Source organism: Streptomyces mobaraensis, from assembly GCF_020099395.1.
Lineage (GTDB): Bacteria > Actinomycetota > Actinomycetes > Streptomycetales > Streptomycetaceae > Streptomyces.
In genome coordinates, this window is sequence record NZ_CP083590.1 from 3,680,194 (window position 1) to 3,694,374 (window position 14,181).

A 14,181-nucleotide genomic window follows, 5' to 3' on the forward strand; every position below is an offset into this window, starting at 1 on the left:
CGCTTTCGCCGGCCGAGTACGGTCGGAGCGCGGTCGTCGCTCCGGAAGGGCCCTCCTAGAGCGCCATCTCCTTGCGGAACTGCCCTGCCACCCGCAGGAAGATCGTGTTGGCGTCGGTCTCGCCGATCGTGATCCGCACCCCGTCCGGCGCGAACGGCCGCACGATCACGCCCGCCCGCTCACAGGCCGCCGCGAACGCCTCGGTGTGCTCGCCCAGCCGCAGCCAGACGAAGTTCGCCTGGGTCTCCGACAGCGGCCACCCCTGCGCCAGCAGCCCCTCGACCACCCGGGTCCGCTCGGCCACCAGCGCGTCCACCCGCTCCCACAGCTCCTTCTCGCTGCGCAGCGAGAGGATGGCGGCCTCCTGCGCCACCTGCAGCACACCGAACGGCACCGCGGTCTTCCGCAGCGCCGCCGCGACCGGCTCGTGCGCGATGGCGAAGCCGACCCGCAGCCCGGCCAGCCCGTACGCCTTGGAGAAGGTCCGCAGCACGCAGACGTTGGGCCGGGTCCGGTAGAGGTCGATGCCGTTGGGCACGTCCGCGTCCCGGATGAACTCGATGTACGCCTCGTCCAGCACCACCAGGACGTCGGAGGGCACCCGGTCCAGGAAGGCTTCCAGCTCGGCGGTGCGCACCACCGTGCCGGTGGGGTTGTTGGGGTTGCAGACGAAGATCAGCCGGGTCCGCTCGGTGATCGCGGCGGCCATCGCGTCCAGGTCGTGCCGGTCGTCCTCGGTCAGCGGCACCGGCACCGGGGTCGCGCCGGCCACCTGGACGACGATCGGGTACGCCTCGAACGAGCGCCAGGGGAAGATCACTTCATCGCCGGGGCCGGCCGTGGCCTGGACGAGCTGCTGGGCGACGCCCACCGAGCCGGTGCCGGTCGCCAGGTGGGAGAGCGGCACGTCGAAACGGTCCGCGAGTTCGGCCATCAGCCCCGCGCAGGCCATGTCCGGGTAGCGGTTGAGCTGCCCGACGGCCGCCACCGCGCCCTCCAGCACGCCGGGCAGCGGCGGGTACGGGTTCTCGTTGGCGGACAGCTTGTAGGCGACCGGTCCGTCCTTCGCGGCCGGGCGGCCGGGCTTGTAGGTGGGGACGTCGTCCAGGGCCGGACGCAGCCTGGGGGTCTTCTCGGTCACCGCGGGTCCTCCTCCGCATCCCGTGCGCTCCGGCCACCCGGGAATCCGCACTCGTCAGCACACGGCGGCACGGGGGCGCCGGACCGGCGCGCAGGCCGGCGGCACCCACGTGGCACCGCCGCGTGCACGTGAATACTGCACACCTTATGAGGATTGCCCCGGGTGGCGTCCAGACTTCCGGGCGCGCCAGTCCGCTGAGCGTGCGCCGTGGCGAGCGCCCTGGCGCGCGTCCCCCGTGAAGGTGAGTTGAGACCTCTTCGAGACCTGACACCTTCATCAGACGTAGATATGCCAGGGGCCAACGGTTCACTGTGAGCCGGGACAACCGCCTGTACTTCCATGGTCATTGAGCAGGTTCCGGCATGCAGAAACGTACCTGTCAACTCCAAAATGTGGGCCCCCGGGCGGGCACCGGCCGAGCCCTACTATCGGCTCGCCATGACAGCAGCAGGGAAGCACCAGGTGAGCCGGACGGAGACCGCCCGGCGAGGCACCCGGCAGGGACGGGCGGGCATCCGTGATGTGGCCGCCGCCGGTGTCTCGATCACGACCGTCTCCGACGCGCTCAACGGCAAGGGCCGGCTGCCGGACGCGACCCGCCGCCACGTCCGCGAGGTGGCCGACCGGCTGGGCTACCGGCCGTCCGCGGCCGCCCGCACCCTCCGCACGGGCAAATCGGGCCTTATCGGTCTGACCGTGACCACCTACGGGGATGAACCTTTCACCTTCACCGAGTTCGCCTACTTCGCCGAGATGGCCAGGGCCGCCACCTCCGCCGCACTCGCCCGCGGCTACGCCCTGGTGATCCTCCCGGCGACGTCGCGCCACGACGTCTGGTCCAACGTGGCCCTCGACGGCACGGTGGTGATCGACCCGTCCGACCACGACCCCGTCGTCTCGGAGCTCGTCCGGCAGGGCATCCCCGTCGTCTCCGACGGCCGCCCCGCCGGCACGCTGCCCGTGACGGCCTGGGTGGACAACGACCACGAGGCCGCCGTCCTGGGCATCCTGGACCACCTCGCCGCCGCCGGCGCCCGCCGCATCGGGCTGCTCACCGGCACGTCCACCGACACGTACACCCGCCTCTCCACCCACGCCTACCTGGACTGGTGCGAGCGGAGCGGGCAGGACCCGGTGTACGAGGAGTACCCCGCGCACGACCCGTGCGCCGGCGCGGTCGCGGCCGACCGGCTGCTCGCCCGCCCGGACCGCCCCGACGCGGTGTACGGCCTCTTCGACCCCAACGGCACCGACCTGCTGGCCGCCGCCCGCCGCTACGGCCTGCGCGTCCCCGACGACCTGCTGCTCGTCTGCTGCAGCGAGTCCACGGTCTACGCCACCACCGAGCCGCCGATCACCACCCTGTCGCTCAAGCCGCGGCGGATCGGCACGGCGGTGGTGCAGCTGCTGATCGACGCGATCGAAGGGCTGGACCACGGGCGGCCGGTGGAGCAGGTCATATCCACCGAGCTGATCATCCGGACCTCGTCGGAGCGCCGCCCGGCGCGCGGCACGGTGGGCGCGCCGCGGGGGCCGGGCGGGGGGTGAATCCGCCTGCGGCGGGCTGTGCCTCGATTCCTGGGGCTGCGCCCCAGACCCCGCTTGTCGCGGCTTCGCCGCTCGTCCTCAAGCGCCGGACGGGCTGGATAGCGCGCCCGAGCGCACGATTCAGCCCGTCCGGCGTTTGAGGACAACCGCGCGAAGCGCGGTTGTCGGGGCGCGGGGGCTGGCCCCCGCGAGAAACCGAGAAAGGGAGGGACCGGGGCACCCCCACCCACCCCCGTCAACCGCACTCCTCCTATGGGCCACCACACACGAGCACCTCGACAAGGGGGAGCAAAACCGCCAATACCCGGCAAAACACCGGCCCTCCCGGGTTCCGTCCCCGATTGACGGCCCCTGGTGCGTCACAAGCCGCGACGGTCATTCCTATGATGGGCGCACGACACCACGGGCCGCCATGACCAGGCAGGGTCCACAAGGTGCACTGCGGCGCGACGGTGGAGGGGTCGATGGCTCAGGGGGCCGGACAGGGACCTGCGGGACGGACCGCGGAGGCGATGTCGCCCTACCCGGGGTACGCCCTGCCCGGATACACCCATCCGCTGCCCCCTCCGCACCTCGGGGAGCACCTCGGAGAACATCTCGGGGAGCACCTCGCGGAGGACCACGGGCACCGCCTCGGGGAGCACCTGGGGGACGATCAAGTGCACCACCCGGCCGCGGACGACCCCGGGCACCTCGACGGCTACACGCCCACCGCACGCGACCTGCCGGTCATCGAGCCCCGGCAGCCCCGGCCGTACGGCGAGGCGCCCCTCGACGTCCCGACCGTCGAGCTGACGCCGATCACCGCCCCGCAGCAGCACCCCGTCCCGGGCGGTCCGGGCCCGCTGTACGTCGTCGGCGACGTCCACGGCTACCTGGACGAGCTGTACGCGGCACTCGCCGCCCAGGGCATCGTCGACGCGCACGGCAACTGGGCGGCCGGCAACACCCGCCTGTGGTTCCTCGGCGACTTCACCGACCGCGGTCCCGACGGCGTCGGCGTCATCGACCTGGTCATGCGGCTCTCCGCCGAGGCCGCGGCGGCCGGCGGCTACTGCAAGGCGCTCATGGGCAACCACGAGCTGCTGCTCATCGGCGCCAAGCGGTTCGGCGACACCCCCGTCAACTCGGGCGCGGGAACGGCCTCGTTCCAGGCGGCCTGGCTGCTCAACGGCGGCCAGCGCACCGACATGGAGCGGCTGGAGGACCACCACCTCCAGTGGATGTCGCGGCTCGACGCGATGGCGGAGGAGGACGGCCACCTGCTCGTCCACTCCGACACCACGGCCTACCTGGAGTACGGCGACTCGATCGAGGCCGTCAACGACGCGGTGACCGAGGCCCTCCAGCGCAACGACCCCGACGAGTGCTGGGACCTGTTCCGCAAGTTCACCAAGCGCTTCGCCTTCCGCGACGAGTCCGGCTCCACGGCCGCCCGCGAACTGCTGGAGACCTACGGCGGCAGCCGCGTGGTGCACGGGCACAGCCCCATCCCGTACCTCCTCGGCGACGTGCCCGGCGAGGACTCCGACGGCGAGGAGAGCACCCCCGTCGTGGAGGGCCCGCACCTGTACGCGGACGGTCTGGCCCTCGCCATGGACGGCGGCGTCACCATGGCTGGAAAGCTGCTGGTGGTGCAACTGCCGCTCGCGGACTGAGGATTATCCGACCGGTTCATGGGCAGGTTGGGATTCCCACCGCCGCGGGGGAATTCGCGAAACGCACTGTCACCCCGCGCCGGTGCGGCTCTACCATCGGCTTATCCGTAGCAGGCTCTCCTCCGTTTCCGCCCCATGCAGGCGCCGTCGGCGCCAAGGGCCCTACGGAGCATCGGGGGATGCACATGAACAGCGCTCCGCATCTGCTGGCCGAGGACCGCCCGGAATTCGAGCGGGTCCTGGACCTGGCACTGCGCTCGGCGGACCGGGATCCGGAGATCAGCGCACTGATCGCCGCGGAAGGACGGCGACTCGACATCGAACAGCTGCGGACTTCGGCCGTCCGGGCCATGGCCGCCATTTCGGCGAGCGCGCTGCCGGAATACCGGAATTACGTCAGGGCGCGTGAGGAACTGCGCAGACCGCACCAGCGTTCGGCCGCGGTCGGATCCCGGGGACGCGCCCGGCAAGAAGGCGACACCTCCGACGGCCCGGGCACCTCCGGGACCAGCGCCTCCGGAGCCGACGCCTCCGGAGCCGGCGCGGGGGCGGTGCTCACCGTCCTGGCACCGGTCCTCGCCGGGATAGCCGCCTTCCTGTTCCTCCTCATCGGCTACGTGCTCAAGGCGATGGGGACCGAGAGCTCGGTGGCCCGGCCGATGGTGACCGCGGGCTGGTGGTTCGCCGGCCTCACGGCCACCGGCGCGCTGATCGCCATGGGCGCACTGCTGCTCACGGCGTTGCGCAACGGCCGCCCGGGCGCCCCCGGAACCGTGACGTCCGCCGCCGGCCCCTCCCGGGTCCCCCGGGTCGAGCTGGAGGCCGACCGGGCCCGGGACGCCTGGCACGAGGCCCTGCTGCACCGCGGCGTCCTGCCCTTCCTGCGCCGGGCCCTGGCCGACGCGCCCGTGGCGCCCGACTCCTCGTACGTGCCGGGGCCGCGGGAGGAGCGGGGCCGCACCTCGCGGCTGGGCTTCTCCAGCCCGGGCTTCTCCAGCCACGAGGAGCAGCCGGGCCCCCACCTCCGGCCCCGCTTCACCAGCCCGGACTACACCGGTCCGGAGTTCGGCGGGTCCAACGGCCGGGAGTGAGGCCCGCGCCGCTCACGGCGCGGGGCGGGCGGCGTCCGGTCCGAGGACACCCGCCCGCCGGGCCGCGGCGACCCAGGCGGGGAACTGGGACAGCAGCCGGTCGTAGAGCTCCTGGTCGGAGACGGCGGTGATGTCGTCCACGGCGAAGAACCCGACGTTGTCGAGGGAACGGTCCGGCAGGGTGTCGAACCGTTCCAGCACCCCGTAGTCGGCCCGCCCGAGCCCCACGAACTGCCAGAAGACGGGCTCCTTCACGGCGGCCCGGAGCTGCCGTTCGATCCGCTCGTCCTCGTACACACCGCCGTCGGAGAAGAACAGGACGAGGGTCGGATCGGCGGACGGATCCGCCCGGACGGCCTTCCGGACCTTGGCGATCACGCTCGGCTCGTTGTTCCCCCAGCCGATGCGACCCATGTCGATCTGTCCGGCGCGGCGCTCCCCCCGCCCGTAGTCCCAGGGGTCGTCGAGCCGCACATGCAGGGAGATCCACTCCGGCAGGCCGGCCGGCCGCAGATCGGGCAGCCGGGCCGGGCGGTCGGCGAAGACCCACGCCTCCAACGTGCCGTCGTCGTCCAGCTGCGCGGCGACGGCCGCCATCCGTTCCACCACACCGGCGACCACACCGTCGTCGTACAGCCCGCTCATCGAACCGGACGCGTCGAGCACCAGGATCACGCGCGCCCGGAGCCCGTCGGCGCCCCGCTTCCTGAGGCTGACGGACACCTGTTCTTTGCGCAGCGCCAGCCGTTCGCGCAGCTCAAGGGGGAGGGGATCCTCGACGGGAGCCACCGGCTCCGCCTCCGCCTCCCCCTCCACCACCACGCCGAAGTCGGTGGCGAGCCCGGCCAGCCCGGTCTCGTACCCCTGGCCGACCGCCCGGAACTTCCAGCGGCCGTCCCGCACGTACAACTCCCCGCTGACGAGCGCGGTTTCCGGCCCACCGGACAGCTCGTACCGGGCCAGCACCGCACCCGTCACGGCGTCCAGCAGCTCCAGCGTCAGCCCGCTCACCTCGCCGAACGTCCCGCCGTCCGCCGCGGCCCAGAGGGCGACCCGCTCGGCGTCGGCCTCCAGACCGCTCCGGTCGACCAGGACGGTATCGGTGACCAGCCCCTCCGCCACCGTCCGCTTTCCGCGGTGCGCGACGGCGCCCGAGGCGTGCCGCGGCTGGTTGTAGAAGACGAAGTCGCCGTCGCCGCGCACCGTTCCGCCGGCGGTGAGGAGCAGGGCGCCGGCATCGACGTCCGGCGCTCCCGGCACGGCTTTCCAACTGAGCACGGCGTGCACAGCGGTCACGGGCACCACACAATTGGCGCCCTTGCCCAGGGATATGTCGTTCATCCGGCCAGTCTCACGACGAACAACGGAACCGGACAATCCGCCGACCGCCCGGGGCAGTCCCGCCGAGCGGAGCTCCCCCGGTCCCGTCACCGGCCGACGCGCCCGCCGTCAGTCGGCGAGCGGCAGGTACACCCTGTTCCCGGACGCGGCGAACTCCTCCGACTTGGCCCGCATCCCCGCCTCGATGTCCGTGGCGCCCAGGTCACCGCCGTGCTCGCGGCGGATGTCCTGAGAGATCTTCATCGAGAAGAACATACATAGAACCCCCACATGGCCTAGCGTGGTGGCATCACCCGCTTCACGGACCCAGGGGGGACCTACGTGACGTCACGGGACGAGAAGATCAGCAAGCTGCGCGGCACACCGGAGGGCTTGCCTTCGGTCGAGGAAGTGCGCACCATGCTGGCGGCGGATCCGACGCTCAAGTGCGTGGTCTGCTACGCCCGCATCTCGTTCGACGGCCGAGTGAAGGACGCCCACGGCGTCGAGGACCAGCATCGCGACATGTCCGAGGACGCCAGGAAGTTCAACTGGCTTGTCGTGTACCGGTACACGGACAACGACAAGAGCGCGAGCAAGGAGACCGTCGTCCGGGATGACTTCGAGCAACTGATCAACGACCTGACGGTCGGCACCACGCCCGAGGGTTACCCGATCCACGGCGTCATGGCTGCGAACGAAGACCGCCTGTACCGCCGACCCAGCGACTGGGAACGCTACCTCAAGGCGTTCACCGCCCACGGGGACCGCGTCTACCACGACTCGAACGGGGTCCAAGACCTCTACGCCGAAGGGTTCGAGATCAAGGGCCTGGTGGGCGTTGCCATGTCCCTCAGTGAAACCCGGAAGAAGCAGCGAAGGACCAGGAACAGCCACCGCAGTCGTGCGTTGAGAGGCCAACCGGTAGCCGCGTGGCGGCCCTTCGGGTGGCAGGACGACAAGGTCACGCTTGACCCCGTGGAGTCTGAAGCCATCAGGCAAGCCGTGAAGGACGTGCTTGCCGGGGCGTCCATTTCGGAGATCACGCGCCGGTGGAAGGAAGCCGAGTACCGCACGAGCCGGGGCAACCTCTTCCAGTACCAGACCGTAAAACAGGTACTCGTCAACCCTCGGCTGTGCGGCTACCGCGAGCTCAAGGGACAGCTCGTTCGCGACGGCGACGATCAACCCATTGTGGGCGCGTGGGAAGCGATCATCACGCCGAAGCAGTGGTACGCGATCACCGCCAAAATCCGCGAGCGCGGCCAGGGGACAGGGTTGCCGCGCGGGGGGCTTGTTCACAAGTACCTGCTGACCGGCATCATGCGGTGCGGCAACGTGCTGGAAGACGGGACGATCTGCAACAGCAAGATGATCGGTGTCAAGGCCAACGACTGGCTGAAGTACAAGCATGCGTACTTCTGCAAGAAGACGGTCGACGGCGGATGCAACAAGACGTACAAGCGTGGCGACAAGAGCGACGAACACATCGAGCGGCTGGTGATCGCGAAGCTCAAGGCCGAGGCAGAGGCGGCCCGCGAGGAAGTACCCGAGTGGCCCCGAGCCGATGACCTGGAACGCGCGGTGCAGAGCCGGAACGCCCTGGAGCAGCGCTGGCAGAAAGGCGAGATCGACGACGAGGCGTTCTTCCGGAACCTCGCGCCGCTCGAAGCCCGCGTCAAGCAGCTCCGAGCGGAGCAGGCTCACCACCTCGCAATGAAGGCCGAGGCCGAGGCGGCGCGCGAGGACATCACCGCCTCGTGGGGAGACAAAACGCTGACGCAGAAGCGGACCGCGATCAAGAAGGTTCTTCACGCGGTCATCGCCGTGCCCGGGGGCAAGGGGAACAAGACGTTCGACGTGGAACTCCTCAAGCCGGTCTGGCGGACCGCCTGATGAGCCTTACGCCGAGGACCTCCCCCAACGACCGGACAACGTGGTGCTCCCACCGCCGGCCGTCCGGCTGCTCCACGTCCACGAGGCACAAGTTCACCCAGGGATTCGTGTAGATCTGTCGCTCACCGTGGGTCTTCCACTGCATGTGAGTTACCCCTCTCGCCGTCAACACTCAGCATCCCTGAGGGCACCTGGACGGTGAGAGGGGTGGACCAACTCTTCGATCAGCCGGTCAAGCTGCATCAGCCAAACCGGCCCTTACCGTGGGCAAGGGCCTGCCGAGGCAGTAGGCGCGGGACCACACACTCTTCCACAGCGAATAGCGTCGCGCCTACCGCGGCGGCTCTCCCTGCTCTCGTACCTGGCGACGGGCAAGACGCCGTGCCCGGGCCCGCCCTGCGCGTGCCTCTCGAGCCAGGTACAACAGGTACTGGAGGTTCTTCGCCGTGTCAGCACCATCCTTGTCGGTGTGCCTTGCGCACTTCTTGGCTATGCCACGCAGGGCCGTGTCCTGCGGGATGTACCGGCCCTCCAAGTAACCTTCTACCTGCCGGGTGTTGTCACCGAAGATCAGCCATCGCTCCTCGTACAGTCCGGTTGACTCCACCAAATCTCTTAGAGCTGCGGTGAATCGTTGCTGTTCCTCCGGAACCGGGATGCTGACAGCTTCGGCTCGAGGGCGGTCCAGCTCCTCAAGGTACAGACGCACCTCCACATATCGGTCATACCATTCCCAGCCGACGTCAACGCCCTGGTGACCTTCTGGCAATCTGCCGAGCCACGCCCAGCCAGGAAACACAGGCAGGTACGCGCGTGCCGACCGTTCCGCATATGGATCGCCGATCCACCAGCGCAGGAGGGTGCCCACAGTCACAGGCGCCGGGAACCGTGTACCGGATAGCGCTCCGTACAGTGCAGCTCGGGATACGGCGCCGTTGCACCTCTTAGCGACAACCGGAATCGACGGTTTCTGCCGCCCGAGTTCACGCAGGTCGTAGGCGAACTTCTGCACTGGGCCTTGTGCCGGATCCGGGACCTTCGGATGCGCTGGCACTGACTCGCTCCTCCCTCCCGCCACCCCTGATGTCTCGCGACATCTTTCTACACCAATGGTGTGTCACCACCTATCGATACGCTTCTTCGAAGACGGGAACGGCCGGGTCGCTTCCCCAAGTTGGGGCGCTCACACCGGCACCGCGCCAACGGGTTGCCGTCAACACGTAGTCCAGCAGGTCTCCGACACCTGGAGGTGACATGACAGTGGCCCCCTGCGCCAACAGGGGGCCACTCACGTAGTCCGACGGGTCTCCCACCCGTATAACGCCACGTTCAGCGACGACAGGAGAGAGCCATCAGCTATACACCCGAGCCTACGGGCCAGACCGAGGCGCCGTCGAGTCGCGCCACCCGTATGGGCCGCCAGCGGGCCACCCCTCCCACTCTCCGAGCTCTGTGCCGGACTGCCGTGCACGGACTCGTCGGAGGGGCAGCCAGCGCCCTCGGTACCGGCGCCGGCGCATGGTTTATCTGGTGGGTTCAAAACCGGTGAGCCGACGCTCTTGATCACAAGTTGTGGTCGCGATGGGGTCGGTACTCCTTCCAGTACCGGCCCCTTGGCGTTTAGGAACCTGAGCATCCGCCATGTCGACGCTGTGGCCTCTGGGCGAGAGCATGGTCGAGTTCGTCGACAACTCCGTCGACGAACGATCGATTAGTCCGCGATCGGCAAGTACACCCTGCTGCCGGCCTCCGCGAACTCCTTCGACTTCTGCATCATCCCCGCCTCTACCTCCTCCGGCGTAGCGGTCCCGTCCGCGTCCGCACCGCCGAACCGCTCTGTGATGCTTCTGCTGATTTTCATCGAGCAGAATTTCGGGCCGCACATGGAACAGAAGTGTGCGGTCTTCGCCGGTTCGGCGGGCAGCGTCTCGTCGTGGAAGGCGCGGGCGGTGTCCGGGTCGAGGGCCAGGTTGAACTGGTCCTCCCAGCGGAACTCGAAGCGGGCGTCCGAGAGCGCGTCGTCCCATTCCTGGGCACCCGGGTGGCCCTTGGCCAGGTCGGCGGCGTGTGCGGCGATCTTGTACGTGATGACGCCGGTCTTGACGTCGTCACGGTCCGGCAGCCCCAGGTGCTCCTTGGGGGTGACGTAGCAGAGCATCGCCGTGCCCCACCAGGCGATCATCGCGGCGCCGATGCCCGACGTGATGTGGTCGTACGCGGGCGCGACGTCCGTCGTCAGGGGGCCGAGGGTGTAGAACGGCGCCTCCTCGCAGATCTCCTGCTGGAGGTCGATGTTCTCCTTGATCTTGTGCATCGGGACATGGCCCGGGCCCTCGATCATCGTCTGGACGTTGTGCCGCTTCGCGATCGTGTTGAGCTCGCCCAGCGTGCGCAGTTCGGCGAATTGCGCCTCGTCGTTCGCGTCCGCGATCGAACCCGGGCGGAGCCCGTCACCGAGGGAGTAGGTGACGTCGTAGGCCGCGAGGATCTCGCAGAGCTCCTCGAAGTTCTCGTACAGGAACGATTCCTTGTGGTGCGCCAGACACCAGGCGGCCATGATCGAACCGCCCCGGGAGACGATGCCGGTCTTCCGGCGCGCGGTCAGCGGGACGTAGCGCAGGAGTACGCCGGCGTGGACGGTCATGTAGTCCACGCCCTGCTCGGCCTGCTCGATGACCGTGTCCTTGTAGATCTCCCAGCTGAGCTCCTCGGCCTTGCCGTCCACCTTCTCCAGCGCCTGGTAGAGCGGCACGGTGCCGATGGGGACGGGGGAGTTGCGCAGCACCCACTCGCGGGTGGTGTGGATGTTGCGGCCGGTGGAGAGGTCCATCACCGTGTCGGCGCCCCAGCGGGTGGCCCAGGTCATCTTCTCGACCTCCTCCTCGATGGAGGAGGTGACGGCCGAGTTGCCGATGTTGGCGTTCACCTTGACCAGGAACTTCTTGCCGATGATCATCGGCTCGGTCTCCGGGTGGTTCACATTGGCCGGGAGGACGGCCCGGCCGGCCGCGATCTCTTCGCGGACGGTCTCCGGGGAGACGTTCTCCCGCAGGGCGACGTACTCCATCTCCTCGGTGATCTCACCGCGGCGCGCGTAGGCGAGCTGCGTCACGGCGGTGCCGGACCGGCCCCGGCGGGGCTGGCGGGGGCGGCCGGGGAAGACCGCGTCGAGGTTCTTCAGGCCTCCGCGCGGCGACGTGTGCTTGATGCCGTCGTCCTCCGGGCGCATCGGGCGGCCCGCGTACTCCTCGGTGTCGCCGCGGCCGATGATCCAGTTCTCGCGCAGCGGCGGCAGGCCCCGGCGGACGTCCGTGGTGACGTCCGGGTCCGTGTAGGGGCCCGAGGTGTCGTACAGCTGTACGTCCTGTCCATTGGTCAGGTGCACCCGGCGCACCGGGACCCGGAGGTCGGGGCGGGAGCCGGTGACATAGTCCTTGTGCCAGCCGATCCGTCCGGTCTGTCCGGTACGTTCCGTGGCTTCGGCCGTCGGTCGCGTGGTGGACGGGTCGGCAGACGTGCGTGCGTCCTGCGAGGTCATATGACCGTAACTCCCTACGCCGGCATTACCCGGTAACAGGTTCAGCGGTCGACGCAGCGGTTTCCGTACCGTTCGTACGGAGGTCAGCGCCCTCTCAGCCCGGTGCTCCGAGCTCCCGCGATTGCAAAGGTGACACAACGCTAGCGCCTTCCGGCGCCGGAGTGCCAGAGGGGCTTGCGATGATCGGGCGATGACCGCCAGCGACGCCGTTCCCCCGCCCCGGCCGCCCTCGTCCCCGCATGGATCCGGCCATGGTCGCGGGCGGGGGCGGGCACGGAAACGGCGGAAGGGGTCCGGGTTCGGGGCGAAGGCGGGGCACGGTCATGGCCATCACGGTCACGGGCACGGTCATGGCCATCACGGGCACAGCCACAGCCACGGCCCCGCCGCTCCCGTCTCCCACCGGCTGCGCAAGGTGATCGCGGCGGTGCTGATCCCGTTCACGGCGGCGGTGCTGGTGGGGCTGGTGGTGCTGTGGCCGGGGGGCGCGCCACCGCACTCGCACAGCGGGCTCGGGCTGGACCGGCACACGGAGTCGGGGCGGGTGGTGAAGCAGGAGGAGGTGGCGTGCGCCGGGGGCGCGGGAGGCGCGGGGACCGCCGGGGGGCCGGGGGACGGTCAGGCTCCGACGCAGCAAGGAGCGGGGGCACCGGGCGGGCCGGCCCCGGCCGAAGGCCCTTGCCGGTCGGCCGTCATCGAAGTCTCCTCGGGGCCCGACAAGGGCCGTACGTTCACCGAGATCGTGCACCCCGGGGCGTCCCGGCAGTACACGGTGGGGCAGCGGGTCATCCTCGCCTACGCCCCCAAGGCCCCCGAGAACCTGCGCTATTCGGTCATGGACGTGGACCGCGACCTCCCGGTCGGCCTGCTGGCCGGCCTGTTCGCCGTGGCGGTGGTGGCCATCGGGCGGCTGCGCGGCGTCTTCGCACTGGTGGCCCTCGTCATCAGCTTCGGCGTGCTGACGCTGTTCATCCTCCCGGCGGTGCTCCAGGGTTCGGACCCACTGCTGGTCGCGGTGGTCGGGGGCAGCGCGATCATGCTGATCGCGCTGTACCTGTGCCACGGCCTCAACGCCCGCACGTCGGTGGCGGTCCTGGGGACGCTCACCTCGCTGCTGGTCATCGGGCTGCTGGGGTCGTGGTTCATCGACTGGGCGCGGCTGACGGGGAACACCGACGACCAGACCGCACTCGTCCACGGCCTTTTTCCGGGCATCGAGACCCAGGGCCTGCTGCTGGCGGGGATCATCATCGGCTCGCTGGGCGTCCTCGACGACGTGACGGTCACGCAGACGTCGGCGGTGTGGGAGCTGAAGGAGGCCGATCCCTCGGCGAGTTGGCGCAAATTGTACGGTGCGGCGATGCGCATCGGGCGGGACCATATCGCCTCTGTGGTCAACACGCTCGTGATGGCGTACGCCGGTGCGTCACTGCCGTTGCTCCTGTTGTTCTCGATCGCCGACAGCGGCGTGGGAACGGTGGCCACGAGCGAGATCGTCGCGGAGGAGATCGTACGGACGCTGGTCGGCAGCGTCGGGCTCGTGCTCTCGGTGCCGGTGACGACGCTGCTGGCGGCGCTCGTTGTCAGTGCCGACCGGCACACTGAGGGTGAGGGAGCGGACACCGGGCCCGGGGGCGGCACCGGTGTGCGGTCCGGCGGCGGACGGCGCCGCCGGGCGAAGCGCTAGCGCGGGGGACCGGGCGGTACGGGCGTCGACGGGCGCGCGCGCAGGTGCTTGTCGGTGGGACGGCCGGACGGGGGGTGCCGTGATCGGGGAGACGGGCCGGGTGACGGGGGCGATCGGCCCCGGTCTGGTCGGCGAGGTGATGCTCCGCGTGCGCGGGGGCGCCGAGGCGTTCCTGGCGTACGCGGTGGAACCGGGCGAGCGGATCACGCGGGGGACGCTCGTGGTGGTCGTGGAGTACCAGCCGCCCCGCACGGTCTATGTGACATCCGCCTACGGGTGACCCGCCCGCCGGTGACCGGCGC

General features: G+C 69.9%; 10 protein-coding genes and 2 pseudogenes. 6 read left to right on the forward strand and 6 right to left on the reverse strand.

All coding sequences use genetic code 11. The features are described 5' to 3' along the window. Positions 1 to 55: 55 nt before the first annotated feature. Entirely contained in the window at positions 56 to 1,141 is a 1,086-nt protein-coding gene (gene hisC / locus K7I03_RS15920) for a histidinol-phosphate transaminase (protein ID WP_185940407.1), read from the reverse strand. Between the two features lie 438 nt (positions 1,142 to 1,579). Here hisC and K7I03_RS15925 point away from each other — a divergent pair, with 438 nt between their 5' ends. The 3 genes from K7I03_RS15925 to K7I03_RS15935 all read left to right on the forward strand — a co-directional run bounded on the left by K7I03_RS15925 (position 1,580) and on the right by K7I03_RS15935 (position 5,438). Next, a complete protein-coding gene (locus K7I03_RS15925; protein WP_224347071.1) occupies positions 1,580 to 2,689 on the forward strand; it encodes a LacI family DNA-binding transcriptional regulator in 1,110 nt (369 codons plus the stop codon). Between the two features lie 464 nt (positions 2,690 to 3,153). Then, the gene (locus K7I03_RS15930; RefSeq protein ID WP_185940405.1) at positions 3,154 to 4,347 is read left to right on the forward strand and encodes a metallophosphoesterase; all 1,194 of its coding nucleotides are present in this window, start codon (positions 3,154 to 3,156) and stop codon (positions 4,345 to 4,347) included. A gap of 179 nt (positions 4,348 to 4,526) precedes the next feature. Then, the gene (locus tag K7I03_RS15935; protein WP_185940404.1) at positions 4,527 to 5,438 is read left to right on the forward strand and encodes a hypothetical protein; all 912 of its coding nucleotides are present in this window, start codon (positions 4,527 to 4,529) and stop codon (positions 5,436 to 5,438) included. A gap of 12 nt (positions 5,439 to 5,450) precedes the next feature. On the opposite strand, the gene K7I03_RS15940 is transcribed toward K7I03_RS15935, so the two are convergent. Together K7I03_RS15940 and K7I03_RS15945 are read right to left on the reverse strand one after the other, a co-directional pair. Continuing rightward, positions 5,451 to 6,779 carry a VWA domain-containing protein gene (locus tag K7I03_RS15940; protein WP_185940403.1) on the reverse strand — a complete coding sequence of 443 codons (1,329 nt, stop codon included), beginning with the start codon at positions 6,777 to 6,779 and terminating at the stop codon, positions 5,451 to 5,453. A 108-nt stretch (positions 6,780 to 6,887) separates the two neighbouring features. Beyond that, positions 6,888 to 7,031, reverse strand: a pseudogene (locus K7I03_RS15945) (thiamine biosynthesis protein ThiC); the annotation flags it as partial. 69 nt (positions 7,032 to 7,100) lie between these two features. Here K7I03_RS15945 and K7I03_RS15950 point away from each other — a divergent pair. Next, complete coding sequence (locus K7I03_RS15950) at positions 7,101 to 8,654, forward strand: recombinase family protein (protein ID WP_224347073.1); 1,554 nt, start codon at positions 7,101 to 7,103, stop codon at positions 8,652 to 8,654. A 31-nt stretch (positions 8,655 to 8,685) separates the two neighbouring features. Here the strand turns inward: K7I03_RS15950 and K7I03_RS15955 are convergent. The 3 genes and pseudogenes from K7I03_RS15955 to thiC all read right to left on the reverse strand — a co-directional run. Next, positions 8,686 to 8,799 (reverse strand): annotated as a pseudogene (locus tag K7I03_RS15955) (NUDIX hydrolase); the annotation flags it as partial. A 186-nt stretch (positions 8,800 to 8,985) separates the two neighbouring features. Continuing rightward, the gene (locus K7I03_RS15960; RefSeq protein WP_185940401.1) at positions 8,986 to 9,522 is read right to left on the reverse strand and encodes a hypothetical protein; all 537 of its coding nucleotides are present in this window, start codon (positions 9,520 to 9,522) and stop codon (positions 8,986 to 8,988) included. Between the two features lie 843 nt (positions 9,523 to 10,365). Then, on the reverse strand, positions 10,366 to 12,192 hold the full coding sequence (gene thiC / locus K7I03_RS15965; protein WP_221902408.1) for a phosphomethylpyrimidine synthase ThiC: 1,827 nt from the start codon (positions 12,190 to 12,192) through the stop codon (positions 10,366 to 10,368). 190 nt (positions 12,193 to 12,382) lie between these two features. Here thiC and K7I03_RS15970 point away from each other — a divergent pair, with 190 nt between their 5' ends. After that, on the forward strand, positions 12,383 to 13,879 hold the full coding sequence (locus K7I03_RS15970; RefSeq protein WP_185940400.1) for a YibE/F family protein: 1,497 nt from the start codon (positions 12,383 to 12,385) through the stop codon (positions 13,877 to 13,879). 79 nt (positions 13,880 to 13,958) lie between these two features. Further along, positions 13,959 to 14,159 carry a hypothetical protein gene (locus K7I03_RS15975; RefSeq protein ID WP_185940399.1) on the forward strand — a complete coding sequence of 67 codons (201 nt, stop codon included), beginning with the start codon at positions 13,959 to 13,961 and terminating at the stop codon, positions 14,157 to 14,159. Positions 14,160 to 14,181 lie beyond the last annotated feature (22 nt).